Below are 25,415 nucleotides of genomic sequence, written 5' to 3' on the forward strand. Positions count from 1 at the left end.
CCTACCCCCTGTATACCGGAGGGCGAAACGGGCCGGAAGGTCTTGCCAAACTATGGCAGCAGTGGGGCCCGGGCTCGCTTCCGGGCCGATTCTGCCCGCTGCCGGTGCCTTGGCGCCGGCCCCGTCCCGCCCCATATTGGCAGCCATGAGCCAGACCCCCGTCATCCAGAGCATGGAACGCGAGATCGAGGATCCGGACCGTTTCGCCGATGCGAATTTCCCGGATTTCGTCCCCCACCGTCCGCCGCGCCCCGACAAGAGCGAGGGCGGCATCGCCTTCGACCTGCAGGCCCCCTATGAGCCCAAGGGCGACCAGCCGACCGCGATTGCCGAACTGACCGAGGGCGTGCTGAACCAGGAGCGCGACCAGGTGCTGCTGGGCGTCACCGGCTCGGGCAAGACCTTCACCATGGCACAGATCATCGCGCGCAGCGGCCGGCCGGCCCTGATCCTGGCGCCGAACAAGACGCTGGCCGCCCAGCTCTATGGCGAGATGAAGGCCTTCTTCCCCAACAATGCGGTGGAATACTTCGTCTCGTATTACGATTACTACCAGCCCGAGGCCTATGTCGCGCGCAGCGACACCTATATCGAGAAGGACTCCTCGGTCAACGAACAGATCGACCGCATGCGCCATTCCGCCACGCGCGCGCTGCTCGAGCGCGACGATGTGGTGATCGTCGCCTCGGTGTCCTGCATCTACGGTATCGGTTCAGTCGAAACCTATTCGGAAATGACCCTGAACTTGAAGGCTGGCGACCGCCTCGACCGCGATACACTGCTGCGTCGGCTGGTCGACCTGCATTACCGCCGCAACGATACTGCCTTTGCGCGTGGCGCCTTCCGCGTGCGTGGTGATGGCGTGGAGATATTCCCCTCCCATATGGAAGATCGCGCCTGGCGCCTGTCGCTGTTCGGTGACGAGCTGGAAAGCATTGTCGAGTTCGATCCGCTGACCGGCCACAAGACCGGCAGCATGGAAGCCGTGAAGCTTTACGCGAACAGCCATTATGTGACGCCGAAGCCGACGCTGAACCAGGCCATCGAACAGATCAAGATTGACCTGCGCCTGCGGCTCGACCAGTTGTACAAGATGGGCCGCCTGCTGGAGGCCCAGCGGCTGGAACAGCGCACCACCTTCGACCTGGAAATGATGGTGGCAACCGGGGCCTGCGCTGGCATCGAGAACTATTCACGCTATCTCACCGGCCGTGGCCCCGGCGCGCCGCCACCCACGCTGTTTGAATACCTGCCCGACAACGCCTTGCTGTTCGTCGACGAAAGCCATGTCACCGTGCCGCAGATCGGCGGCATGTTCCGCGGCGACTTCCGGCGCAAGGCCACGCTGGCGGAATACGGCTTCCGCCTGCCCTCCTGCATCGACAACCGACCGCTGCGTTTCCGCGAATGGGAGCAGCTGCGGCCGCAGAGCGTGTTCGTTTCAGCCACGCCGGGCAAATGGGAAATGGAGCGCACGGGCGGTGTCTTCTCCGAACAGGTGATCCGCCCGACCGGCCTGATCGATCCGGTCACCGAAATCCGCCCGGTCGAACATCAGGTCGATGACCTGCTGGCTGAATGCAAGGAAGTGGTCAAAAAGGGCCATCGCGTGCTGGTCACCACGCTGACCAAGCGCATGGCGGAAGACCTGACCGAATACATGACCGAAGTGGGACTGAAGGTGCGCTACCTGCATTCCGACATCGAGACCCTGGAACGTATCGAAATCCTGCGCGATCTACGGCTTGGCGTGTTCGACATCCTGATCGGCATCAACCTGCTGCGCGAGGGCCTCGATATCCCCGAATGCGCGCTGGTTGCCATCCTGGATGCCGACAAGGAAGGCTTCCTTCGCTCGGAAACCTCGCTGATCCAGACCATCGGCCGTGCCGCACGCAATGTCGAAGGCCGCGCCATTCTCTATGCCGACAAGATGACCAACAGCATGCAGCGCGCCCTGGCCGAGACCGAACGCCGCCGCATCAAGCAGCAGGCCTATAACGAAGAGCATGGCATCACGCCGGAAAGCGTGCGCAAGCACATCGGCGACATCCTGCAGTCGGTTTATGAGCAGGATCATTTCACTGTCGATGCCGGCGATGCATCCGGCGGCCATCTGGTCGGCAACAATCTGAAGGCCCATCTGGCCGATCTGGAGAAACGCATGCACGATGCTGCCGGCAACCTGGAATTCGAGGAAGCCGCCCGCCTGCGCGACGAGATCAAGCGCCTGGAAATGAATGAACTGGAAATCGGCATCCAGAACCGCAAGCCGGCGGGCTTCTCTGAAGCGGCGGCCGGCGCGCCGCGACCCTCTGGTCGCTCGACCGGCGGCAGAGCCGGGTCGCGCCGCGCCTATCGGGGAAGCAAGCGCTGATGCCGATCTCCGTCAACGCACCCACTGCGCTGGTCACCGGTGCCGGCCGACGCATCGGCCGCGCCATCGCCCTGCACCTGGCCGGCCGCGGCTATCATGTCGCCGTTCATTGCAACCGCTCGCGCGATGAAGCGGACACTGTCGTGCGCGAGATCGGCCAGGGCGGTCATCGCGCCGCCGTGGTGCAGGCCGATCTCGCCGACCATACCGCTGTCAGTAATCTGATCGCGCAGGCCAGTGCCGCGCTCGGCCCGCTATCGCTGCTGGTCAACAACGCATCGCTGTTTGACTATGACCATATCGAGACCGCCACCGAGCAGAGCTGGGATCATCATCTCGATACCAACCTGAAAGCGCCCTTTTTCCTGTCCCAGGCCTTTGCCGCCCAGTTGCCGGACGGGGTGACTGGCAACATTGTCAATCTGGTCGACATGCGGGTCTGGCGTCTGACGCCACATTTCGCTTCCTACACGGTTTCCAAGGCCGGGCTGTGGACCCTGACCCAGACACTGGCTATGGCCCTGGCACCGCGCATACGGGTCAATGCCATCGGCCCCGGACCGGTCCTGCCCAGCCCGCACCAGACGGAAGCGCAATTCCGCAAGCAATGGGAAAGCACCCCGCTCAAGCGCGGCGCCGAACCGCGCGAGATTGCCGCAGCCGTCGGATTCCTGCTTGACGCTCCGGCCGTGACGGGCCAGATGATCGCCTTGGATGGCGGCCAGCATCTGCCCTGGCAGCAGGGTGGCGGCCCCCTCACCGCGGCCCAGATCGCGCTGGAGGACTGACATGACGATCCATGATCGCGCTCGCGCTGCCTGGGCCGAAATCCCGGTTCCGGTGATTGCCGAAGCGACCCAGCCAGTCCGCCGGGTCTTTGTGCGCGACCTGCTGCTGGATGCCCTGATCGGGATTTACCCGGAAGAGCGGGTCAAGCCGCAAAAAATCCTGATCAATCTCGATCTCTGGGTGGCCGAGACGCCGGGCGAGCCGCCCCGTAGCTATGCCGAGGTGGTGTGCTACGAGAACCTGGTGAACCGCTCCAAGGCGCTGCTGGCCGAGGGCCATGTCGATCTGGTCGAGACCCTGGCCGAGCGGCTGGCCCGGCTCTGCCTGGCCGATCCGCGGGTATTGCGGGCACGGGTACGGGTGGAAAAGCCTGAGGCGATCGCGGAAGCGGCCGGAGTCGGCGTTGAGATCGAGCGCCAGCGCAGCTAATCAGCCACAGACCTCTCCTGGTTACCGGCTGGTGAGTAAATCTTGACTCTGTGGAAGGTTTCCTGCTGCCGCCAAGGTTGTGCACAGGGTAGCGCGCCGAGTCGTAGTGGCAGAAAAATTGCTGATTTAGTACTCATCCGCTGTGGATAATGGAAATTTCCTATTTAACTTCAACATCTTAAATCTCAATCCACACACTACGTGTGCGGGTATTGGTTTTCGAGGCGACACAACACAGCATGCGCACCATTGTTTCCCCACATAGTTATCCACAGCCTTGGGACGCTTTTGTCAACGCCGTGTAATCATTAGCTTTTTGTCGGTATGGTGCTGCGTATGAGTGACGATCCCGCCGCCGAACCGCTGCTTGAGGCTCCGCCGCAGCCCGGGGAGATCGGCGCTGCGGTGATTCAGCGTCACCTGCCGACCTTGCCGCTCGGACCAGGCATCTATCGCATGATGGATGCCAAGGGTGATGTGCTGTACATCGGCAAGGCGCGCTCGCTGCGCAAGCGCGTTACCTCCTATACCAAGCTGCAGGGTCTTTCGATCCGCATCCAGCGCATGGTGCGTCAGGTGGCGGCTGTCGAGGTCACGACCACCCACACCGAGGCCGAGGCGCTGCTGCTGGAAGCCAACCTGGTCAAACAGGTGCAGCCTCCCTTCAACGTGCTGCTGAAGGACGACAAGTCCTTCCCCTATATCCTGGTGGCGCGCGACCATCCTTACCCCGCCATCACCAAGCACCGGGGCGCCCGTGACATCCCCGGCGACTATTTTGGGCCGTTCGCCTCGACCGGATCGGTGCATGTGACGCTGAATGCAATGTCGCGGGCCTTCCCGCTCCGCAGCTGCAGCGACAGTGAATTTGCCGCCCGCACCCGCCCCTGCTTGCAGTATCAGATCAAGCGCTGCACGGCGCCCTGCGTCGAACGCATCAGTCATGCGGATTATCTCAAAGTGGTGGACGAAGCTTGCGGCTTCCTGTCGGGCCGGAACCGCCAGGTGCTGGATATCTGGCAGGGCCGCATGCAACAGGCCGCCGAGCAGCGTGACTATGAAACCGCTGCCGAGCTGCGTGACCGCATCCGTGCGCTGGCGCATATCACCCAGAAGCAGGACATCAATCTCAGCGACATCGAGAATGCCGATGTGATTGCCGTGCATGCCGAAGGCGGACTGGTCTGCGTACAGATTTTCTTCTTCCGCGCCGGCCAGAATTTTGGCAACCGCTCCTACTTCCCCGCCCATACCCGCGATGTCGAGATCAGCGAGGTGCTGGACGCCTTTATCGGTCAGTTCTATGCCCAGCGCGAGGCGCCGCGGCTGATCCTGCTGAGCGATCCGGTCGAGAATGCCGACCTGATCGAGGAGGCACTCGGTAACCACAGCGGCCATAAGGTAGAGCTGCATGTGCCACAGCGCGGCACCAAGCGCGACCTGGTCGAGTATGCCGCCACCAATGCCCGCGATGCCTTGCGCCGCCGTCTGGCCGAGGCCGCCTCGCAGCACCAGCTGTTGCAGGGCGTGGCTGAACTGTTCGGTCTCGATGCCCCACCACAGCGCATCGAGGTTTATGACAACAGCCATATCATGGGGCGCCATGCGGTCGGCGGCATGATCGTGGCCGGGCCGGAAGGCTTGCGCAAGAACGCCTACCGCAAGTTCAACATCAAGGATGTGACCATCGAGCCGGGCGACGATTACGGCATGATGCGCGAGGTGCTGACCCGCCGATTCCAGCGCCTGCTGAAAGAGGATGCCGAGGACGAAAACGCTGCCGACTGGCCCGATCTGCTGCTGATCGATGGCGGCAAGGGTCAGCTCAGTGCCGTGATGCAGGTAATGCAGGAACTCGGCGTCGAGGATGTGCCCGTGGTCGGCATCGCCAAGGGCCCCGACCGCAATGCCGGCCGCGAGCAGTTCTTCCTGCCCGGGCGCGAGCCTTTCATGCTGGAGCCGCGCCACCCGGTGCTATTTTTCCTGCAGCGCCTGCGCGACGAGGCGCACCGTTTCGCCATCGGCACCCACCGCACCAAGCGCGCCAAGGACCAAATCCGCTCGCCGCTGGATGAAATCAGTGGAATCGGTGCTGCCCGCAAGAAGGCCCTGCTGCTGCATTTCGGCTCGGCCAAGGCGGTTTCGCGTGCCGGCCTGAGCGACCTTGAGGCGGTAACCGGCGTCAGCAAAACCGTCGCCAAACGAATCTACGATCACTTTCATGGCGGCTGAATACAGGCCCGGCTCTGGCCCTGTTCTGCCCCTCATGCGATAATTCACCGGTCATGTGGAACAGCCTGCCCAATATCCTGACGGTTTCGCGCATCCTGGCAATTCCGGCCATTTGCGCGGCGTTTTTCCTGCCCGGCGCCTGGAGCGCCTGGGTGCCGCTGGGCCTGTTCGTTGCCGCCGGAATCACCGATTGGTTCGACGGCTATCTGGCACGCAAGCTGGGCCAGATGTCCGACCTGGGCCGCTTTCTCGATCCGGTCGCCGACAAGCTGCTGGTCGCCGCCGTCATTATGATGCTGATCGCCTTCGACCGCATTGATCGCATCACCTGCGTCGCCGCCGTGGTCATCATGTGCCGCGAGATCACCGTCACCGGCCTGCGCGAATTCCTGGCCGAGCTGCGCGTGAAGGTGCCGGTGTCGCGCCTGGCGAAATGGAAAACCACCGTTCAGCTGATCGCGTTGGGCATTCTCATTGTCGGCGACTACGGCCCGTCCGTGCTGCAGATCCGCCTGCTGGGTGAGATCGGATTGTGGATCGCCGCTGTCCTGACGCTCTATACCGGCTGGGACTATCTGCAGACCGGCCTGCGCCACATGGCCGCTGACGATCGCGCGCCGGCCAAAGGGGCTGATTGATGCGCGTGCTGTATTTCGCCCTGCTGCGTGAGCGCGTCGGCATTCCCGAGGAAACCGTGACCCCGCCGGCCGACGTGCGCACCGTCGCCGATCTGGTGGCCTGGCTGCGTGGCCGCAGCGCCCAGCATGAAGCGGCTCTTGCCGACGCGGCCCTGGTGCGGGTCGCTGTGAATCAGGATTATGCCCGGCCCGATCAGGCCGTAGCGCCAGGCGACGAAATTGCCTTCTTCCCACCAGTCACCGGCGGTTGAATAGGGAATTGAGCCATGACCGTGCGCGTGCAGCGCGAGGATTTCGACACTGCCGCCGAACTGGAACGGCTGACCGCCGGTAATACGCAAATCGGTGCGGTCGTCACCTTCACCGGCCTGGTACGCGACTTCGCCGACACTCCGGGCGCTCAGCGCATGACTTTGGAGCATTATCCAGGCATGACGCAACGGCAACTTGAGGCGCTGGTGGCCGAAGCGTTGCAGCGCTGGCCGCTGGATGGCTGCCTGGTGATCCATCGCTTCGGTGAACTCGCGCCTGGAGATCGGATAGTCCTGGTTATCACAACCTCTGCGCACCGCCAGGCGGCCTATGACGCCAGCGCCTTCCTGGTCGATTGGCTGAAAACCAAGGCGCCCTTCTGGAAACTGGAAGAGAATGGCGGGGAACGACGCTGGGTCGAAGCCAAGGCCAGCGATGATGAGGCCGCCGCCCGCTGGCGCCGCTGACATACAGTCGTACTACCTAGGCATTATTTACTTAGCGGTTTACTGAGGCTGACACGTGTGGCATGTCCTAGTGACAGGCTGCCGGAAACGCCTCGCGGAACGGCCGCCTCGGCGTATAGTCACAGCAACCCGTTGCCGTTTCACTGCTTGCGAGTTCATCGTCCCAGCATGTCGTCGTCAGATCCGAATGTTCCCCAAACCGAGGTGATCTCCTCGGTCACGCCGGATCGGATTCGCAGCAAATCGTTGCGTAACCTGTTGGGCTATTGGGAAGCCAAAGAAAGCTATCTCAACCGCCTGCCGTCGCGCGCCGACCTGCAGCCCGACGAGATGGTGCCATTCTTACCCTTCGTCGCACTGATCAACGTTCAGGCTGGCACGCCGCGATTCCAGTTCCGTTTGGTCGGCACCGGCATTGTCGGCTCGATGGGTCGCGAAACCACCAACCGTCCGGTCGACGAGAACCTGTTCGGAGCCAACGCCGTGGTGGTGGAGAGCTTTTTCAGTATTCCGCTCGATACCCGGGGCGCCGCCTATGCAGCCGGTCAATACACGGTGGCACCCAGCGGCCGCATGCTGGGCTTTGAAACTCTGCTGCTGCCGTTGTCCAGTGACGGCACCGCAATCGACATGCTGCTGGGTGGTCTGGTTGGCGAACGCATCCAGCGGGATGAACAGATCTGCGGCTTCCAGTACGACTTCTACTGCCCGGTCATGCAAACGGCCACGCGTTAACGCGTGGCCGTGCACAAACCCTGAAACTGAAGCGGCTCAGGCCGCTTTCTTGGCCCGTGTGGCGATATCGAATTCGCCCAGCAGCGTCTGGCAAATCTTGCCCGGCGTGAACTTGTAGGGGCCGATCTCGGAAACCGGCGTCACTTCGGCCGCCGTGCCGGTGAGGAAGCATTCATCGAAGCCGGCCATTTCCTCGGGCTGGATCGCACGCTCGATCACTTCAATGCCCCGGCCCTTGGCCATGGCGATCACGGCCCGGCGGGTAATGCCATCGAGGAAGCAATCCGGCGTCGGCGTATGCAGCTTGCCATCCTTGGCGAAGAAGATGTTGGCGCCGGTGGCTTCGGCAACCAAGCCGCGCCAGTCGAGCATGAGGGCATCCTGATAGCCGTCGCGCTCGGCCTTATGCTTGGACAGCGTGCAAATCATGTACAGGCCGGCCGCCTTCGCCTTGGTTGGCGCCATGTTCGGTGCCGGGCGACGCCAGTCGCTGATCTGCAGTCGCAGCCCCTTCATCTTGGCTTCCGGCGAGAAGTAGCTCGGCCACTCCCACACCGCGATAGCGACATGAATCTTGTTCTGCTGGGCAGCGACGCCCATCATCTCCGACCCGCGCCAGGCGACCGGACGCACATAGCAATCCGGCATCTTGTTGGCGGCGATGGTTTCACGGGTGGCGCGGTCGATTTCCTCGACCGAATAGGGCAGCGTAAAATCCATCAGCTTGGCCGAATCGATCAGGCGCTGGCTGTGTTCGGTCAGATGGAACACCTCGCCGCCATAGGCGCGCTCGCCCTCGAAAACGCAGGAGGCGTAATGCAGGCCGTGACTCAGTACATGCAGCTTGGCATCGCGGAAAGGGACCAGCTTGCCGTCGAGCCAAATCTGGCCATCACGGTCGTCATACGGGATCAAGGACATGGAGGTTCCTCCTTTGGCGAAACAGACGTTAGGTATTATTATTACCTTCACGCGGCTGTATAGGTAACAATCTAAGTAAAATATGTCAACACTACTGCCATATTTTTCGTGCAATGCTTTCTTTGGTTATACCGCCGGCTGCCTTGATGCCGTCTATCCCTATGGGCCATATAGAAGATCATGACTGACCTGAAATCGCTGGCCAACCCATTGTTCCTCCGCGAAGACGAGCTTCGCCAGGCCATCGAGCTGCTGTTTTACGCCTACCGAGATTTCACCCGCGGGCCAGACGAGATTCTGGAGCGTTATGGGTTCGGCCGCGCCCATCACCGCGCCCTGCATTTTATCGGCGGGAATCCCGGCATCACGGTGGCCGAACTGCTCGCCATCCTGCGCATCACCAAGCAAAGCCTGTCGCGCGTGCTCTCGGCGCTGATCGAGGGGGGCTTCGTACGCCAGCAACAGGGCACGCGGGACCGCCGCCAGCGCCAGTTGTTCCTGACCGACCAGGGTAAACATCTGGAGCGCCAGATCAGCACCGTACAGCAGGCCAAGGTGGCTGAAGCCTATCGCGAGGCCGGCGCGGAAGCCGTGGCCGGCTATCGCAAGGTGCTGGCCGGTCTGATCGACGAACAGGAACGGCCGGCAATCCTGCGCGCCATCCAGCGGCGCTGAGGAACCAGCGGCATGGACCTCGCCGAAGTTCACATCCTGGTCGTCGATGACGATGAACGCATCCGCACCCTGCTGTCACGCTATCTGGCCGGCCAAGGCTTTCGTGTCACCAGCGCCGAAGATGCTGCCGATGCCGGCGCCAAGCTCACCTCCGTCAGCTTCGATCTCTTGATCGTCGATGTCATGATGCCGGGACAGAACGGGTTCGAGTTCGTCCGCGAACTGCGCAAGCGTGGCAATGCCGTGCCGGTGATCCTGCTGACCGCGCGAGGTGAGGCCGAAGACCGCATCGAGGGCCTGGAGACCGGCGCCGACGACTATTTGCCGAAACCCTTCGAGCCGCGTGAACTGACATTGCGTATCAATGCCATCCTCAAGCGCGCCGCCCGCCCTGCTCCGGTAGCGCCGACTGTCACCACGCGCTTCGGCGACTTCAGCTTCGATGCCATACGGGGTGAGTTGAAACGCGGCGAAGACATGGTGCCGTTGACAACCGGTGAAGCACAGCTGCTGCGCATCCTTGCTCGCAGCCCAGGCCAGACCGTTCCGCGCGCTGCACTGGCCGATCCGGCCAGCGCCGGCGAAAGCCGCGCCGTCGATGTGCAGATTACCCGCCTGCGTCGCAAGATCGAGGCCGACCCGCGCAATCCGCGCTTCCTGCAAACAGTGTGGGGCGAAGGTTATGTCCTCTGGACCGAATGACCGCCCATGACGGTACCGGCACCATGATGGCCCTCAAGCGCCTGTTGCCGCGCAGCCTCTTCGGCCGCTGGCTTCTGATGCTGGTCGGGCCGGTGGTGCTGCTGCAGGCCCTGCTGACATACGTTTTCTACGAACGCCATTGGGATGCAGTGACCCGCCGGTTGGGCCTCGGCCTCGCCGGAGAAATCGCTGTTGTAATCTCGACACGCGATAGCAACACCGACCCCATCGTGTTGGGCGAACTGATTCAGCGCATGGGATTGGCGCTGGAAATCGATATCAGTTTCCGGCAGGGCGCCGATTTCCCGAGTAATATTCCGTTGCCACGCCGCTATTCGATCCTTGATCGCATGCTGATTCAGGCTCTGGGGGAGCGCATAAACCAGCCTTACATGATCGACACTCAGCGCAACGACCGTACGGTGATCGTTTATGTGAAACTGCCAGATGCGCTGATGACCGTGGTTGCACCGGAAAACCGTGTGTTCTCGACCAGCACCTATGCCTTCATGGCATGGATGGGGGCAGCTACCATCGTGCTGATGGGCATCGCCGTGCTGTTCCTGCGCAACCAAATCAAACCGATCCGCCGGCTGGCAGAAGCCGCCGATGCATTCGGCAAAGGCCGTGAAATCGCCGACTTCCGCCCCACCGGTGCCGAAGAGGTGCGTGCTGCGGCCCGCGCCTTCCTGGCCATGCGCGACCGCATACGGCGCCATATCCGCGAACGGACCGACATGCTGGCTGGCGTCAGCCATGACCTGCGCACACCGCTGACCCGGATGAAACTGCAGCTGTCGCTGATGCCGCAGGATTCTGACCTCGACGAACTGAAGCGCGATATCGACGAAATGGAGAAGATGGTCGGTGCCTACCTCGCTTTCGCGCGCGGCCAGAGCGAGCAGCCGGCGGAGCCGACAGACCTTGGCAATCTGCTGAACGAACTGGCCGATGACGTGCGCCGGCGGGGTCGTGAATTGCAGATCGATATGGAACAGGGCCTCACCCTGCCACTGCGCCGGCTCAGCTTCAAACGTGCCTTGGCTAATCTGATCGAGAATGCCCTGCGATTTGGCCGCAAGGTTCGCCTGAGTGTAACCCGCCAAACCAACCGCGTGGAAATCCGCATCGAGGATGATGGTCCGGGTCTGCCCGAGAAAGAACGCCACAAGGTTTTCCGGCCGTTCTATCGCCTCGACCAGGCCCGGCATGGCAGCGGCAATGTCGGTCTCGGCCTGACGATTGCCCGCGATGCCGTACTGGCCCATGGCGGCGAAATCGCCCTGGGTGAATCCCCCCTTGGCGGACTGATGGTAACGATCAGATTGCCGACCTGACGGTCAGTTTTCGCCAGCCGGTTTGGGCGGTTCGGCAACGGTAAACCGGCGCTCAGCCTGCAAGCGGCCATCGCTATCCTTCAGCTGCAAGCTCCATTCACCGGGGAAAATTCGCGACTGCGACCAGATACGCCAGTTGCGGCTGACATCGACGCGCGCCTTGGATCGGCCGACTTCCTGATCGTTGCGCACCCAGTAAAACCAGAAGGTCTCGCCCGCACGTACCTGCGTGCAGTCAAGTCGGGCAAAGCCGTAGGCACGCTCGGTGCCGGCCGGGTAATCCGCCTCTATCACGCCCTGCGGTTCCAGGTTGTTAACCTGACTGGTCAGGGTGAACTGACGTACCACGCAATCATGATCCTGTGCGGCGGCGGGGCCGGCACCGGCAATGCCTGCGAAAGCCAGAAGCAGCAGGGTGATCTTTGCGAAACATTGATATTTTATCATTGGGCTGGTCCGTTGGCCGGATTGTCGGCCGAGGCTCGGGCTCAGGTCAATACATACGTCCGCCATTCAGCACTGGCAGGTCAGGTGCAAGCAGCACGACCTGGCCATCCGAATCAGGCAGGCCGAGTACCAGAATCTCCGACATGAAGGAGCCGATCTGGCGCGGCGGGAAATTGACCACGGCAATCACCTGACGGCCGATCAACTGCTCCGGCATGTAGTGCCGGGTGATCTGTGCCGAGGATTTCTTGACCCCGAGAGCTGAGCCGAAATCGACCCATAGTTTGATCGCCGGCTTGCGAGCCTCCGGAAACGATTCGGCGCGGATCACAGTGCCGACGCGAATATCGACCTTATGAAAATCATCGAATGCAATTTCGGCCATCCCGGCCTCCGGCGATCAAAACAAAACGGGCGGGGTTTTGTACCCCGCCCATCGCCGGTCTGGCAAATCGCCAGTGCCTGCTATTACTTCGGCATGCCGGTCGGAATGTGCTTCTTGATCTCTTCCATGTTTTCCTGGAGGCGCTTGTTGATCAGCTCGAAGGCCTCGGTATTGGTCTTGGTCATCATCTCCGAAAGCTCGCGCAGATTGGCGAGCGCCTTCTCGGCGGCCTGGCGCACGAAGTCAGCCGACTTCGCCGGGTTCATGTCCGCCGCCGCAGCCGGCGAGGCGTTCTTCAGCAGGCCGGCCAGCTGTTCCATATTCTCCTTGAAGATCTCGCCCTGGCGCTTGGCCAGTGCCTGGTAACCCTCGTAAGCGCGCTTGTTGGCAGCGGTCAGGGCTTCCATGTTCTTCTGCTGGGTGGCTGCCAGCGATGCGGGGTCGATACCTGGCAGCTTCATGTCGGCGAACATCTTGCTGAGGTCGAAAGAGGCGAACGGATTATCAGTGGCTTTGGTCATTTTTGGCTCCCGGGCGTCGGTTTTGGCTGTGTTTAGGATGGGTAAGGCGCCGGCAAAGTAGCGAGGATGATCGCCGACGTCAATGAAATTTTGTGCAATGCACAATCATGTTTTACAATAGGTTAAGAGACATTTGCGGCTTTTTCTCGCATTTGCGAGATAGGCCCGCGGGCGGTCAGCCAGCGCAGGCCCTGGCCCAGCCGCTTGTCAAGATGGGCCATGGTCGTGGCAAGGTCAGTGCTGTCATCCTTGAGCCAAACCCGCAGGGTGTCGAGATATATTCCACCCAGCAGCTTGCGCCGCACCGCTCCCGGCAGCCCGCCGGTATCCAGTTCCGCCGCTGCCAGAACCCAGTCGAGCCCCTGGCGCAGCCCGCGATGCAGGAAACAGGCGAGCGCCACCGGATCGGCCGGCAGTTCGCGCATCAGCACCCGGATCGCCGGCTTGTGCGGCGACAGCGCGTCGAAGCGGGCCATGATCACCTCGAACAGCCGGTCCTTGACCCCGGTAGCGTCGGTGGGCGCCGGGGACGGCCCACCAAGGGCCGTCAGCATGGCGGCATCGATCCGGCGGGCATAGGCGGCCAGCAGGTCGACTTTGGAGCCATATTGCTCATAGAGGGTGCTGAGCGACAGGCCACTGGCTTCAGCGATGCGCCCCAGCGTGACGCCGCGCCAACCCTGGGCGGCCACCAGATCCAGCATCACAGCCACCGGATCGGCAGCGGTCGCGGTGCCGGCGCCCGTTCCGGCCTTTGCCGACACCTTCGCTGTCGCTTTCTTCCCGGCCTGCGCCATGATCGATCTCCCTATACTACCCGGACTCATCTGGGGCCCAGACGGCTGAGAACAAGGTCTGGCTCAGCCCGCGAGTTCCCGTGAGCGCTTGGTGGCCGCGGCAATCGCCCGCTGCATCAGCGGCCCGACGCCATCCACGGCCATCAGCACATCCAGCGCTGCCTGGGTGGTGCCATTCGGACTGGTGACATTCTTGCGCAACTGGGCCGGGCTCTCGCTGCTCTGTTTCATCAGGGCACCCGAACCAATCACCGTAGCGCGGGCCAGGCGGGCCGCCAGATCGTCAGGCAGACCGGCAGCCGCACCGGCGGCGGCCATGCATTCGGTCAGCAAGAAGACATAGGCCGGCCCGGAGCCAGACACAGCAGTGACCGCGTCGATCAGGCTTTCGTCGTCAACCCAGCCAACCTCGCCGACTGCGACCAGCAGGCTTTCACAGAAGGCGCGTTGCTCCGCTGTCACTGACGGGCTGGCACAGGCGATGGTAATCCCCTCGCCCACTGCAGCCGGCGTATTCGGGATGCTACGCACCACGGCCGCTGCACCGCCCAGCAGGCCATTCAGCGTCGCAATCGTCTTCCCAGCGGCGACAGAGAGGAAGCAGGCGCCCGTCTTCGCATAGCCAACGTAAGCCGGCGCCACCGCATCCATCATCTGCGGCTTTACAGCTAGCAGTATCAGCGCCGGTGCAAAATCTTTAGGCACGGCAGCGGCATCGGCGACCTGACGCACGCCCGCAGGCAGACCGGCTACCGGAGTCGGTTCAACCACCACAACATCCGAAGCGGCAACGCCACGCTGCAACCAACCGGCGAGGAGCGCTCCGCCCATCTTGCCGCAACCAACCAAAAGTATGCCGTTCATGCGTCCTCACGGAAATAAATGATAACCCGCCGCAGCAATATTGCAGTTTTATATTGCTGTTGCTGTCTCGACCAACAATAGTCCCGATACTGATAACCGCCTGGGGCAACGGGTAAGGCGGGCAGGCTGACTATAGGGGCATCGTGAGCGATAAAAAATATGAATGGCTGTTTGCGGGCGTGGTGTGCCTGCAGGCTGGCGCATGGATTCTGATCCCATATTTCACCCTGCCAAACCCGCCCATCGATGTTCTGGAAGGCTTCGTCTGGAGCCAGAATATTGCGCTCGGCTACCACAAGGGCCCGCCGCTGTTTGCCTGGCTGCTCGGGCTGGGCGATGCCCTGCTGCCGGGCAGCCTGTTGCCGCCGCTGATCTTAAGCCAGATGGCAATCGTCGCCACCTATTGGGCGGTCTGGCGTCTGGCCAAACATCTGCTGGGGCCGCGTGACGCGCTCGCTGTACTGGGCCTCACAACGACGGTCTACTACTTCGGTTTTCCATCCCCAGAATTCAATCCGATCATCCTGCAGATGGCCTTGTCCGCCATCACCTGCTCCTTCTACTACACAGCCCTGATCGAAAACCGTCAGCGTGACTGGTTCATCGTTGGCCTGGCTGTCGGTATCGGCGTGCTGTCGCGATATTCCATCGCCCTCTACTTGCTGCCGATGGCAATCTTCACTCTGCTGCATTCCGAAACCCGCTGGCGCTGGCTGACGCCAAGCTTTGCTGCCGGAGCGGTGATCGCCACGGCCATTGCCGCCCCACATGCATGGTGGGTATTGCAGAATGAACTGAGCCCTCTGCATTACATCGACCAGCGCGCCGACGTTATCGAAGGCGCTGGTCGTCTGTTGCGTCCGTTGCGCTTTGCAGGCGCGCAGCTGGCGGCACTGGCACCGGCCCTGATCGTCTTTATTCTGGCGATCCTGCCGCTGTATCGCAGCCCGCCAGTCTATGCCGGATCGGCAAAACTGCCGCCGCTGTCACGCAACTATCTGATCGCCATCGCCATCGCACCCGCGCTGATCGTGATCGTGATGGCAATCATTCTCGGCCGTCAGCCGCGCGCCATGTGGGGGGCTGGACTGTGGATATTCACGCCGCTGCTCGGTGTTGCCCTGTTGCGGGAATTCTCATTCGCCATCTACCGCAGGCGCCTGATGGCAATCTGGGTTGTCGTCTTTGCACTTCCAGTAGTGGCATTTGTTATTGCCATGACTCTGTGGCCGACCCTGTCCGGCCGCAACAAGCGCACGCATTTCCCGGGCCCGGCATTGGCGGAGACGGTGACGCAGCGCTGGCATGACATGACTGGCCGCCCGCTCACCTATGTCGTGGGCGAGATGTGGCTGGCCGGCAGTACCGGCTATTACTCCAGCGACCGCCCACAGGTATTCCAGAATGGTAGCCAGCACGAAGCGCCGTGGATCAGCCTGAACCATCTGAAATCCTGCGGTGCCGTTGTGCTGTTCCACGCCTCCGCTGATCGCGAGCGTTTCGCCAAGATATTCACCGAACTTGGGATGCGGTATGAGGAGCAGCCGGCAATACAATTGCCGAAACCGCGCTTCGCGGTGGCATCAGGGGCCTTTACGGTGGGCTGGGCGATAGCCTGGCCGTCGGAAGACGCCATTCCGTCAGCCGAGGCTTCGTGCGCCAGGCAGTCGCGCCTGCAAAAGATTGTGCTGGCCCTGAAAATGAAAACGGGCCGCCCCGTTTAAAGGCCGGCCCGCAAAAGCTGGAACTCGAAAGTGATCAGGCTTCGCCCATGCATTCAAACATGGCGGCCGCCACGGCATCCTCCGGCGTGCGCCCGCCCCAGACCAGGAACTGGAACGCCGGGTAGAAACGTTCGCATTCTGACAGGCCGATTTCCATCAAATCCTCGATCTGCTCGGTGGTGGCACCCAGGCCACCGCGCAGCAGCAGAGCCTGGCGGAACACCACCATGCCTTCCTCAACCCAATAGTCGAAATGGCCGATCAGGGCCTTCTCATTCACGTAGGCGAGCAGGGAATGCAGGTCGCGACGGCGGTTGGCCGGCACCTTCATGTCGAAAGCGCAGGTGTAGCTCAGCGCGCCGAGCTCCTCGCGCCAGGAAAACCACATCTGATGCTCACAATAGCGGCCGGAGACACCGACGGTGAGTTCATCCTGGCCCTGGCGGTCGAAGGGCCACTCGTGCTCTCCGACAATCTGTTCAACGAGGTCGAGCGGGTTGAGACGGCCAGTGGTCTCGCTTTCAATCAGAGTCCGCATGCGTTAACGCTCCCCCTTGCGGCAGGCCGGTGCTCGGCTCGCTAATCCGGAATGACTCATCTGGTTGGGAATTTGGCCCCATGAGGCGACAGCATCGGCCTTGGCCGAGAATGCCCCCATTGCCTCGGCTGACCATATATGTAGGTGTCGCGACACGAAACGCACCATAGATTTAGAGTATGCGGGGGACATGGGGCACGCAAGGACAGATTTACGAAAAATTCATGAAATTCGCCTGATCCGGGCTTGGGTTAGGCCGGAACATCGAATCCGCTGTTCTACTTGGATTCGAGTGCGGCGAGCCGCTCGGCAAGGCGGATATTTTCCTCCCGTGCCGCCTCGGCCATGGCTTTCACAGCCTCGAATTCCTCGCGGCTGACCAGTTCCATATCGGTCAGGGCCCGTTCCAGGCGCTGGCGGAACGCCTGCTCCACCTCGCCTTTGACACCCTGCAGGGTACCGAGGGCACCGGTTGCGATGCGGCTGAGATCGTCGAGCAGGCGGTTATCGGTCTGCATGGCGCGACTCCAAACGGGAAATCCTTATCCGATATGGCCGTGCCATAGCCGGCCCGCAAGCACTGCCGAAGGGCCAAAACTGCCTTTTCCACAGCTATTCCGGCGCGACTCCGGCCTGTCCACAGGTTAGTGCGACCTCCGTGCGGCCCGGCCCCGAGCGGTTGGAAAGCCGGGGGTCGGGTGCTAGGGTCCGGCGCCATATTTCCGTTCTGCCAAGCGAAGTGCCGTGACCAATCAGACCCCCGTCCAAGCTGCGCCGGATGCTTCCGGTGAACGTGCCAATCGCGAAGCCAAGCTGCAGCAGCTGCGCCAGCTCGGCCTCGACCCCTATCTGGCGCCGAAATTCCCCAAGTCGCACAAGAATGCGGCCGTGCATGAGCAGTTCGCGCATCTGCAGCCCGATGAGCGCACCGAGGCAAGCGTGGCCGTGGCCGGCCGCGTGATGTCGATCCGCAACAGCGGCATGTTCATCGACCTGGTCGACGACACCGTGAAGCTGCAGGTCTACACCGGCAAGGACGACGTCCAGGGCCGCTTCGCGCCTGTCATGAAGGCGCTAGATTTGGGCGACATCATCGGTGTACGCGGTCCGGTGCGCCGGACCAAGCGCGGCGAGATCACGGTGGATACGGCCGAGATCGTTGTGCTGGCCAAGGCGCTGGAGCCGCCGCCGGAAAAATGGCATGGCCTGAAAAATGTGGAGCAGCGTTATCGCCATCGCGAATACGACCTGATCGGCAATGAAGAAAGCCGCACCACGCTGCGCGCCCGCTTCCGTGTCATCCAGGCAGTGCGCCAGTTCCTCAATGGCGAAGGGTTCCTCGAAGTCGAAACGCCGATGCTGCACAGCATTCCCGGCGGCGCCATCGCCCGGCCGTTCCAGACCCATCACAACGCGCTGGATATCCCGCTCTACATGCGCATTGCACCCGAGCTGCATCTCAAGCGTCTGGTGATTGGCGGCCTGAGCGAAAAAGTATTCGAGATCAACCGTTGCTTCCGCAACGAAGGTATCTCGCCGCGCCACAATCCCGAATTCACCACCATGGAACTCTATCAGGCCTATGCCGATTACGAGGACATGATGGACATTGCCGAGCGCACCATCGCCCAGGCGGCGATCACCGCCACCGGCAGCACCAAGGTGAAATTCGGCGAGCAGGAAATCGACTTCACTCCGCCGTTCCGCCGCGCCACCATGCTTGGCCTGATTGAGGAGCATGGCAAGGTGAAGCTTGAAGGGCTGGATGATGCGCAGGCGCGCGATGCCGCCAAGCAGGCCGGTGTCGCCGTCGCACCGGGCGCCAGCTGGGGCAAGGTGGTGGAAGCCTGCTTCGAGCATTTCGTCGAACCCAATTTGATCCAGCCGACCCATGTGGTCGCGCTGCCCAAGGCGATCTCGCCGCTGGCCAAGGCCAATCATGCCAATCCGGCCATCGCCGAACGCTTCGAGACCTTCTGCAACACCTGGGAAATCGCCAATGCGTTTTCCGAGCTGGCCGATCCACAGGAACAGCGCGCCCGCTTCGAGGATCAGCAGAGCCAGCGTGATGGTGGCGACGACGAAGCGCATCGCATCGACGAGGATTTCCTCAAGGCACAGTCAGCCGGCATGATGCCGATGGGCGGGCTCGGCATCGGCATCGACCGCATCGTGATGCTGCTGACCAACTCGCCAACCATCCGTGAAGTGATCGCCTTCCCGACCCTGCGCCCCCGTTCCGATGAACCGGGCGGCGCTGGCGAAGCCACGGACGAGTGATGCTGTCCGCAACCCTTCCGGTACTCGCGTTTCCGGTGATCGATCCGGTCATTATCGAGATCGGGCCGTTTGCCATCCGCTGGTATGCGATGGCCTATATCGTCGGCCTCGTGCTGGGCTGGCGCATGGCCATGCGCATTGCCGATCGCCCCGGCAGCACTGTGACCCCGATGCAGGTCGACGGTTTCCTGCTCTGGGCCACGCTCGGCGTCGTGCTGGGCGGGAGGCTGGGTTATGTGCTGTTCTACAATATCGGCTACTACCTGCAGCATCCGCTTGAGATGCTCGCCGTGTGGCAGGGCGGCATGTCGTTCCATGGCGGCATGCTGGGTGTGATCTTCGCCATGCTGGCCTATTGCCGGCTTAGCGGCATCCGCTTCCTTGCCTTCACCGATGTGATCGCCTGCGTCACCCCGATCGGGCTGTTCTTCGGCCGCATCGCCAATTTCATCAATGCCGAATTGTGGGGTCGTGCCGCACCGGATTTTGTCTGGGCCATGGTGTTCCCACACAGCGATGGCGTGCCGCGCCACCCGAGCCAGCTCTACCAGGCATTCATGGAAGGCGTGGTGCTGTTTCTGCTGCTCAACCTGCTACGCTGGAATACCCGCGCAATTCACCGGCCCGGCACGCTGTCTGGTGTGTTCCTGATTGGCTACGGCATGGCGCGCATCATCGGCGAGCTGTTCCGCGAACCCGATCGGCAGATCGGCTATCTGATCGGTGGCACCACGATGGGGCAGTGGCTTTCACTGCCGATGGTGTTGTTCGGCCTTGGAGTGGTGTGGTGGTCGCGCCGGCAAAAAGCGGCGTAAGCGCCGCGCCGCTGCTCGATATCCTGCGCCGACGGATCGCGGCGGAGGGTCCGATCACGGTCGCCGCCTATATGGCCGATTGCCTGCTGCACCCCGAGCATGGCTACTACCGCAGCCAGGAAGCCATCGGCCTGCACGGCGATTTCATCACCGCGCCGGAAATCAGCCAGATGTTCGGCGAGTTGCTCGGCCTGTGGGCGGCCGATTACTGGCAAAGCCTGGGCTGCCCGGACAGATGCTATCTGGTTGAACTGGGGCCCGGCCGCGGCACGCTGATGCGCGATGCCCTGCGCGCCGCCCGCGCCCTGCCACAATTCCGCGCCGCGCTCACGCCAGTGATGATCGAGGCTTCCACGCGGCTGCGCGGGCTGCAGGAAGCGGCACTGGCCCATGAGGGTGCCATCTGGTGCGAGCAGATTGCAGCGATTCCAAAGGACGCCCCCCTGCTGCTGCTTGCCAATGAATTCCTCGATGCCCTGCCGGTGCGCCAGTTTCAGCGCGGCGATGACGGTGCCTGGCATGAGCGCTGCGTCGGCCTCGATGAAGCCACCAACGATCTGTGCTTCCTGCTCGATCCACGCGCCCTGCCCTTCGACGACCTGCTGCCGCAGATCCTGCGCGACTCACCGCCGGGCTCCATCGTGGAATCCAGCCCCCCGGTGCGCGCCGTGGCCGTCGAGATCGCCGCGCGTCTCAAGCAGCAGGGCGGTGCGGCGCTGTTCATCGACTATGGCTATGCCAGTGCCGGCGCGGGTGAAACACTCCAGGCCGTGTGGCGCCACACCTATGCCGATCCGCTGCAGAATCCCGGCCTTGCCGACCTGACTGCCCATGTCGATTTCGGCTCATTTGCATTGGCGGCAAAACGTGCCGGCGCCGCTGTGCATGGCCCGGTCGGCCAAGGCGTGTTTCTCGAACGGCTGGGCATCGCCGCACGGGCAGCGAAGCTGAAGCAGAGCAATACCACGCAAGCTGGCGATCTCGACCAGGCCCTGCGGCGGTTGACCGCACCGGAGGCGATGGGCACCCTGTTCAAGGCCCTGGCCCTGACCCCACCGGAGTCGCCAAAACCCGCAGGCTTTGCATGACCGTTCATGTCGCACGTCCTGAATCTGGCCAGATCGCACCCGTCACCGCCGCCGGCCTTGCCGATCTGCCGCATGGCTTTTTCACCCGGCGCGGCGGCGTGTCGAGCGGTCTCTATGCACAGCTGAACTGTGGTCCTGGTTCGTCCGACGACCCGGCTGCCGTGCAGGAAAACCGCCGTCGCGTTGCCGAGGCGCTGGGCGCGCGTCATGGCTTGGTATCGCTCTATCAGGTGCATGGCCGCGACGTCGTCACCGTGGACGACGACTATGACATCACACAGCGACCGAAGGCCGATGGCCTGGTCACACGCCGGCGCGGCATTGCGCTGGGCATTCTTTCGGCCGACTGCGCGCCGGTGCTGTTTGCCGATACGGCAGCCGGCGTGATCGGCGCCTGCCATGCCGGCTGGCGCGGCGCGCTGGCCGGGATTACCGATGCCACCATCGCCGCCATGGCCGCCCTCGGCGCCCGGCCTGCAAAGATCCACGCCGCCATCGGGCCCTGCATCGGCCAGGCTTCTTACGAGGTCAGCGCCCCGTTCCGGGATGAATTCCTCATTGCCGATGCCGGCAATGCAGCCTTTTTCGCTATCGGCCGGCGCGATGGCCATTGGCAGTTCGATCTGCCGGGCTATCTGTTGCAGCGACTGCAGCGCGGCGGTATTGCAGCCGAGAATCTTGCGCTGGATACCTGCAGCGATCCGGACCGCTTCTTCAGTTATCGTCGCATGACCCTGGCGAAGGAAGCCGATTACGGCCGGCAGATATCGGCCATCGTCTTGCCGCTCTAGGCCATGCCACACCTGTTCCTGCTGCTAGTCTTTGCAATTCTCTGTCTCATGGTGAGCTGTGTTTTCGGTTAAGCGTTTCCCTCTTCTGATCCTGACGGCCGCCATCATCGCGGCCTGTCAGCCCTTGCCGCAGCCCTTCCAGGCCGACAGCCGCATCAAGGCCAGCGATACCCTGATCCGTCCGATCGGCGAGGCCAGTCTGTTCATTCCGCCTGTGGGCGGCCTGCCGAATGGTGCCGATGCGGCGCTGGCCGAGGCGCTGGCCAAAGCGCTCAACGCCAAGGACGTGCCCGCGAGTGCCAGCGGCCGCAACCGGCTGACCAGTCTGCTCACCGTGAGCCTGGAACCACGCGGTGGCGACGCCGTGTGGCGCTGGGACGAACGCCTACCGGATGGCACGGTGCAGGCTGGCGAAAGCCGCAGCCTGGGTGTGGCGCCCGCCCGGCTCGCCGCCGGCGATGCCGACGCGCTGAAACTGGCCGCGACGACTATGGCAGAGGCGATTGCCGCCAAGCTGAACGAATCCGCCATTGAAGCGGTGCAGATCGACACCACGCCAGCCAAGCTAGCGGTCAGGGAATGCGAAGGGGCGCCCGGCGACGGCAACCGGTCGCTGCGCCAGGCCATGCGTGAAATCCTGATCCTGGGCGGAAAAAACCCGCTGCCCGACACGGCCGGGGCCGATTTCGTGATCGGCTGCGTGGTCAAGGTCTGGCAGGACAGCCCGGATTCCGAGCGGGTGACCATCGAATGGGTGCTGCTGGCCGCCGATGGCAGCCGGCTGGGCGACGTCAAACAGGCCAATCGCATCCCCCGTGGCCAGCTCTCCCGGGCCTGGGGCACCACCGCCCATATCATCGCCCAGGGCGGCTGGCAGGGGCTTAGCGAGATCCTCGAGAGCCGGTCGCGCGCCAGACCGGCGGTTCGACCCGCAAAATCCTGAATTTATTAGATTTTTCGCGGTTTACAGGGGGCGGCCCGGCGGCTATAGTCCGCGCGGTTTTTCTCCCCTGTCCAGCGCATCCACAGAGCTCAGTCCATGAAGGTTTTGGCGGGTAATTCCAATCGTCCGCTGGCGGAAGCCATTGCGGCTTATCTGTCGGTGCCGCTCGCCAAAGCCAGCGTGCGTCGCTTCTCCGACATGGAGGTTTTCGTGGAAATCCACGAAAACGTCCGCGGCGAAGATGTGTTCGTGATCCAGTCGACCTCCTATCCGGCGAATGATCACCTGATGGAACTGCTGGTCTGCATCGACGCCCTCAAGCGCTCGTCGGCCCGCCGCATCACCGCCGTCCTGCCCTATTTCGGCTACGCCCGCCAGGACCGCAAGCCCGGCCCGCGCACGCCGATCTCGGCCAAGCTGGTCGCCAATCTGATTACCGCTGCCGGTGCCAACCGCGTGCTGACGCTGGACCTGCATGCCGGCCAGATCCAGGGCTTCTTCGATATCCCGACCGACAACCTGATGGGCGGCCCGGTGTTGACCGCCGACATCAAGCAACAGTTGCAGGGCGATGACCTGATGGTGGTCTCGCCGGACGTCGGCGGCGTGGTGCGGGCCCGCAACATCGCCAAGCGCCTGGACGCCGATCTTGCCATCGTCGACAAGCGCCGCGAAAAGGCCGGCGTTTCCGAAGTGATGAACATCATCGGTGACGTTGAAGGCCGCCGCTGCATCCTGGTCGACGACATCGTCGATTCCGCCGGCACGCTGTGCAACGCGGCCGAGGCGCTGAAGAAGCATGGCGCCAAATCCGTTTATGCCTATGTGACCCATGGCGTGCTGTCGGGCGGCGCGGTTGCCCGCGTGACCGCCAGCCAGCTGGAAGGCCTGGTCATCACCGACTCGATCCTGGCGACCGAGGCGGTCCGCCTGGCGCGCAATATCCGCCAGGTGTCGATTGCCCCGCTGGTTGGCGAAGCAATGCGCCGTATCAGCGAGGAGGCTTCGGTCTCCAGCCTGTTCGATTAAGTTTTCACAGTTTCGGCGCGCGGCACCCCTGGAGGCCGGCGTCGGAAACGGACCCGACATAGTGTTGGGCCCGTATCCAAGCAAGGAGCGCAATCATGCGTGAAGTAACCACCATCGCCGCCGAGGCGAGGTCGAGGGCCGGCAAGGGGACCGCCCGTGCAACGCGACTGAAGGGTCGTGTGCCGGGGGTCATCTATGGCGAAAAGCAGACCCCTGAACTCATCTCGGTTGAAAGTCGTGAACTGCTGAAGGAGATGCACAAGGGCAACTTCTTCTCGCGTCTGTTCACCGTTGCTGTCGGCAGCAAGACCGAACGCGTTCTGGCGCGCGACGTGCAGCTCGACCCGGTCACCGACCGGCCGATCCATGTCGACTTCCAGCGCATCGGCAAGGACTCGAAGGTCCGCATCTTCATTCCGATGCACTTCAAGGACCAGGATCAGTCCCCCGGCATCAAGAAGGGCGGCGTGCTGAATATCGTACGCCATGAAGTCGAATTCTTCGTCCAGCCCGACAACATCCCCGAGAGCCTGACGATCAGCCTTGCTGGCATGGATATCGGTCATTCGATCCATATCTCCGCCTTCACGCTGCCGGAAGGCATCAAGGCCGTGATCCAGGATCGTGACTTCACCGTTGCGACCATCGCTGCCCCGACCAAGGAAGAAGAAGCCGCGCCGAAGGCCGAAGCTGCTGCTGCCGCTCCGGCTGCTGCGGCTGGCGCCAAGGCTGCCGCTCCGGCGGCGGGTGCCAAGGCGGCTCCGGCTGCTGCGGCCAAGCCGGCTGCCAAGAAGTAAAGCCTGCTGCGGGCGGCGCATCGCTGGTGCGCCGCCCGCCACTCCCGCCCCTCCTCTTCTCACTGCCGGACGCTGAAACGCCATGCTGCTTCTCGTCGGACTGGGCAACCCGGGCAGCGAGCATAAACGGCAGCGGCACAATGTCGGCTTCATGGCCATCGATGCCATCGCCGACCGCCACAATTTCCAGCCGTTCAAGAAGCGCTTCCATGGCGAGATCGCCGAGGGTGTTCTGGATGGCATCAAGACACTGCTGCTCAAGCCGCTGACCTACATGAACCTGTCGGGCAAATCGGTTGGCGAGGCGGCGCATTTCTACAAGCTGCCGCCGGCCCAGGTGGTGGTGATGCATGACGAGCTGGACCTGGCTGCCGGCAAGATCCGCATCAAGACCGGCGGTGGCAATGCCGGCCATAACGGGCTGCGCTCGATCGATGCCGCCATCGGACCGAACTACCGGCGCCTGCGCATCGGCATCGGGCATCCCGGCAAGGACCATGTGTTGGGTTATGTGCTGCAGAATTTCCATACGGACGAGCATGTATGGCTAGATCCGCTGCTGGAAGCCATGGCTGCCGAGGCTGGCTATCTGGCCAAGAATGACGACACCGGCTTCATGACCAAGGTGGCGCTGCGCCTGCAGCCTCCGAAGGAAAAAGCACCGAAGCCGGAAAAGACCAACAAGACAGATGTGAAGGACGCGTAACATGGGTTTCAAATGCGGCATTGTCGGCCTGCCCAATGTCGGCAAGTCGACGCTGTTCAATGCGCTGACGCAGACCGCCGCCGCGCAGGCAGCCAACTATCCCTTCTGCACCATTGAGCCGAATACCGGCCTGGTC

The 25,415-nt window shown here is 62.7% G+C and carries 29 protein-coding genes; 21 read left to right on the forward strand and 8 right to left on the reverse strand.

All coding sequences use genetic code 11. From position 1 onward, the window contains the following. Positions 1 to 145 precede the first annotated feature (145 nt). From uvrB to AAG799_RS02350, 8 genes are all read left to right on the forward strand, one after another. Entirely contained in the window at positions 146 to 2,377 is a 2,232-nt protein-coding gene (uvrB, locus tag AAG799_RS02315) for an excinuclease ABC subunit UvrB (RefSeq protein WP_341894176.1), read from the forward strand. Next, positions 2,377 to 3,165, forward strand: coding sequence for an SDR family oxidoreductase (locus tag AAG799_RS02320; RefSeq protein WP_341894177.1), 789 nt, complete (start codon positions 2,377 to 2,379; stop codon positions 3,163 to 3,165). Before uvrB ends, AAG799_RS02320 begins: the two co-directional genes overlap by 1 nt. 1 nt (position 3,166) lies before the next feature. After that, positions 3,167 to 3,595: a dihydroneopterin aldolase gene (folB, locus tag AAG799_RS02325; protein ID WP_341894178.1), complete on the forward strand. Its 429-nt coding sequence runs from the start codon at positions 3,167 to 3,169 to the stop codon at positions 3,593 to 3,595. A gap of 336 nt (positions 3,596 to 3,931) precedes the next feature. After that, entirely contained in the window at positions 3,932 to 5,827 is a 1,896-nt protein-coding gene (gene uvrC / locus AAG799_RS02330; RefSeq protein WP_341894179.1) for an excinuclease ABC subunit UvrC, read from the forward strand. Between the two features lie 53 nt (positions 5,828 to 5,880). Then, the gene (gene pgsA / locus AAG799_RS02335; protein WP_341894180.1) at positions 5,881 to 6,465 is read left to right on the forward strand and encodes a CDP-diacylglycerol--glycerol-3-phosphate 3-phosphatidyltransferase; all 585 of its coding nucleotides are present in this window, start codon (positions 5,881 to 5,883) and stop codon (positions 6,463 to 6,465) included. Continuing rightward, positions 6,465 to 6,716, forward strand: coding sequence for a molybdopterin converting factor subunit 1 (gene moaD, locus AAG799_RS02340; RefSeq protein WP_341894181.1), 252 nt, complete (start codon positions 6,465 to 6,467; stop codon positions 6,714 to 6,716). The genes pgsA and moaD overlap by 1 nt, the downstream gene beginning before the upstream one ends. 15 nt (positions 6,717 to 6,731) lie before the next feature. Continuing rightward, the gene (locus tag AAG799_RS02345; RefSeq protein WP_341894182.1) at positions 6,732 to 7,184 is read left to right on the forward strand and encodes a molybdenum cofactor biosynthesis protein MoaE; all 453 of its coding nucleotides are present in this window, start codon (positions 6,732 to 6,734) and stop codon (positions 7,182 to 7,184) included. 204 nt (positions 7,185 to 7,388) lie between these two features. Continuing rightward, positions 7,389 to 7,919: a PAS domain-containing protein gene (locus AAG799_RS02350; RefSeq protein ID WP_341894183.1), complete on the forward strand. Its 531-nt coding sequence runs from the start codon at positions 7,389 to 7,391 to the stop codon at positions 7,917 to 7,919. A gap of 36 nt (positions 7,920 to 7,955) precedes the next feature. On the opposite strand, the gene AAG799_RS02355 is transcribed toward AAG799_RS02350, so the two are convergent. Beyond that, positions 7,956 to 8,840, reverse strand: coding sequence for a branched-chain amino acid aminotransferase (locus AAG799_RS02355; protein ID WP_341894184.1), 885 nt, complete (start codon positions 8,838 to 8,840; stop codon positions 7,956 to 7,958). Between the two features lie 180 nt (positions 8,841 to 9,020). On the opposite strand from AAG799_RS02355, the gene AAG799_RS02360 reads away from it, so the two are divergent. From AAG799_RS02360 to AAG799_RS02370, 3 genes are read left to right on the forward strand one after another with little or no spacing between them, the layout of a single operon-like run. Next, positions 9,021 to 9,515 (forward strand): MarR family transcriptional regulator, encoded by a 495-nt coding sequence (locus AAG799_RS02360; RefSeq protein ID WP_341894185.1) that lies wholly within the window; start codon positions 9,021 to 9,023, stop codon positions 9,513 to 9,515. A gap of 12 nt (positions 9,516 to 9,527) precedes the next feature. Next, positions 9,528 to 10,217, forward strand: coding sequence for a response regulator (locus tag AAG799_RS02365; protein WP_341894186.1), 690 nt, complete (start codon positions 9,528 to 9,530; stop codon positions 10,215 to 10,217). Next, positions 10,214 to 11,554 carry an ATP-binding protein gene (locus AAG799_RS02370; protein ID WP_341894187.1) on the forward strand — a complete coding sequence of 447 codons (1,341 nt, stop codon included), beginning with the start codon at positions 10,214 to 10,216 and terminating at the stop codon, positions 11,552 to 11,554. The genes AAG799_RS02365 and AAG799_RS02370 overlap by 4 nt, the downstream gene beginning before the upstream one ends. Positions 11,555 to 11,557: 3 nt before the next feature. Here the strand turns inward: AAG799_RS02370 and AAG799_RS02375 are convergent, their stop codons facing one another. The 5 genes from AAG799_RS02375 to proC all read right to left on the reverse strand — a co-directional run bounded on the left by AAG799_RS02375 (position 11,558) and on the right by proC (position 14,568). Then, entirely contained in the window at positions 11,558 to 12,067 is a 510-nt protein-coding gene (locus AAG799_RS02375) for a DUF2914 domain-containing protein (RefSeq protein WP_341894188.1), read from the reverse strand. Then, positions 12,048 to 12,386 carry a tRNA-binding protein gene (locus AAG799_RS02380; RefSeq protein WP_341894189.1) on the reverse strand — a complete coding sequence of 113 codons (339 nt, stop codon included), beginning with the start codon at positions 12,384 to 12,386 and terminating at the stop codon, positions 12,048 to 12,050. The genes AAG799_RS02375 and AAG799_RS02380 overlap by 20 nt, the downstream gene beginning before the upstream one ends. Before the next feature lie 83 nt (positions 12,387 to 12,469). Then, on the reverse strand, positions 12,470 to 12,907 hold the full coding sequence (gene phaP / locus AAG799_RS02385; protein WP_341894190.1) for a TIGR01841 family phasin: 438 nt from the start codon (positions 12,905 to 12,907) through the stop codon (positions 12,470 to 12,472). Between the two features lie 122 nt (positions 12,908 to 13,029). Continuing rightward, on the reverse strand, positions 13,030 to 13,704 hold the full coding sequence (locus tag AAG799_RS02390; protein ID WP_341894191.1) for a TetR/AcrR family transcriptional regulator: 675 nt from the start codon (positions 13,702 to 13,704) through the stop codon (positions 13,030 to 13,032). A 63-nt stretch (positions 13,705 to 13,767) separates the two neighbouring features. Beyond that, positions 13,768 to 14,568, reverse strand: coding sequence for a pyrroline-5-carboxylate reductase (gene proC / locus AAG799_RS02395; RefSeq protein WP_341894192.1), 801 nt, complete (start codon positions 14,566 to 14,568; stop codon positions 13,768 to 13,770). 143 nt (positions 14,569 to 14,711) lie between these two features. Between proC and AAG799_RS02400 the strand changes: the two genes are divergently transcribed. Further along, entirely contained in the window at positions 14,712 to 16,292 is a 1,581-nt protein-coding gene (locus tag AAG799_RS02400; protein ID WP_341894193.1) for a glycosyltransferase family 39 protein, read from the forward strand. A 34-nt stretch (positions 16,293 to 16,326) separates the two neighbouring features. Here AAG799_RS02400 and AAG799_RS02405 read toward each other — a convergent pair whose 3' ends face one another. Beyond that, complete coding sequence (locus AAG799_RS02405) at positions 16,327 to 16,830, reverse strand: YbjN domain-containing protein (protein ID WP_341894194.1); 504 nt, start codon at positions 16,828 to 16,830, stop codon at positions 16,327 to 16,329. Positions 16,831 to 17,108: 278 nt separating this feature from the next. Continuing rightward, positions 17,109 to 17,348, reverse strand: a complete 240-nt coding sequence (locus tag AAG799_RS02410; RefSeq protein ID WP_341894195.1) for an accessory factor UbiK family protein — start codon at positions 17,346 to 17,348, stop codon at positions 17,109 to 17,111. A 226-nt stretch (positions 17,349 to 17,574) separates the two neighbouring features. On the opposite strand from AAG799_RS02410, the gene lysS reads away from it, so the two are divergent. The 9 genes from lysS to AAG799_RS02455 all read left to right on the forward strand — a co-directional run. Then, on the forward strand, positions 17,575 to 19,110 hold the full coding sequence (gene lysS, locus AAG799_RS02415; RefSeq protein WP_341894196.1) for a lysine--tRNA ligase: 1,536 nt from the start codon (positions 17,575 to 17,577) through the stop codon (positions 19,108 to 19,110). Further along, positions 19,110 to 19,925, forward strand: a complete 816-nt coding sequence (gene lgt / locus AAG799_RS02420) for a prolipoprotein diacylglyceryl transferase (RefSeq protein ID WP_341894197.1) — start codon at positions 19,110 to 19,112, stop codon at positions 19,923 to 19,925. The genes lysS and lgt overlap by 1 nt, the downstream gene beginning before the upstream one ends. Beyond that, the gene (locus AAG799_RS02425) at positions 19,898 to 21,013 is read left to right on the forward strand and encodes an SAM-dependent methyltransferase (protein ID WP_341894198.1); all 1,116 of its coding nucleotides are present in this window, start codon (positions 19,898 to 19,900) and stop codon (positions 21,011 to 21,013) included. Before lgt ends, AAG799_RS02425 begins: the two co-directional genes overlap by 28 nt. After that, on the forward strand, positions 21,010 to 21,804 hold the full coding sequence (gene pgeF, locus AAG799_RS02430) for a peptidoglycan editing factor PgeF (protein ID WP_341894199.1): 795 nt from the start codon (positions 21,010 to 21,012) through the stop codon (positions 21,802 to 21,804). The genes AAG799_RS02425 and pgeF overlap by 4 nt, the downstream gene beginning before the upstream one ends. 58 nt (positions 21,805 to 21,862) lie before the next feature. Next, positions 21,863 to 22,747: a hypothetical protein gene (locus AAG799_RS02435; RefSeq protein WP_341894200.1), complete on the forward strand. Its 885-nt coding sequence runs from the start codon at positions 21,863 to 21,865 to the stop codon at positions 22,745 to 22,747. Positions 22,748 to 22,843: 96 nt separating this feature from the next. Next, on the forward strand, positions 22,844 to 23,776 hold the full coding sequence (locus AAG799_RS02440; protein ID WP_341894201.1) for a ribose-phosphate pyrophosphokinase: 933 nt from the start codon (positions 22,844 to 22,846) through the stop codon (positions 23,774 to 23,776). A gap of 95 nt (positions 23,777 to 23,871) precedes the next feature. Then, the gene (locus AAG799_RS02445; protein ID WP_341894202.1) at positions 23,872 to 24,573 is read left to right on the forward strand and encodes a 50S ribosomal protein L25/general stress protein Ctc; all 702 of its coding nucleotides are present in this window, start codon (positions 23,872 to 23,874) and stop codon (positions 24,571 to 24,573) included. An 82-nt stretch (positions 24,574 to 24,655) separates the two neighbouring features. Further along, positions 24,656 to 25,279: an aminoacyl-tRNA hydrolase gene (pth, locus tag AAG799_RS02450; RefSeq protein ID WP_341894203.1), complete on the forward strand. Its 624-nt coding sequence runs from the start codon at positions 24,656 to 24,658 to the stop codon at positions 25,277 to 25,279. 1 nt (position 25,280) lies between these two features. Then, positions 25,281 to 25,415, forward strand: a 135-nt coding sequence (locus AAG799_RS02455) for a GTPase (RefSeq protein ID WP_341894205.1), incomplete at its 3' end; no start/stop codon positions are given.

Origin of the sequence: Ferrovibrio terrae, from assembly GCF_943371255.1 — a bacterium.
Classification (GTDB): Bacteria; Pseudomonadota; Alphaproteobacteria; order Ferrovibrionales; family Ferrovibrionaceae; genus Ferrovibrio; species Ferrovibrio terrae_B.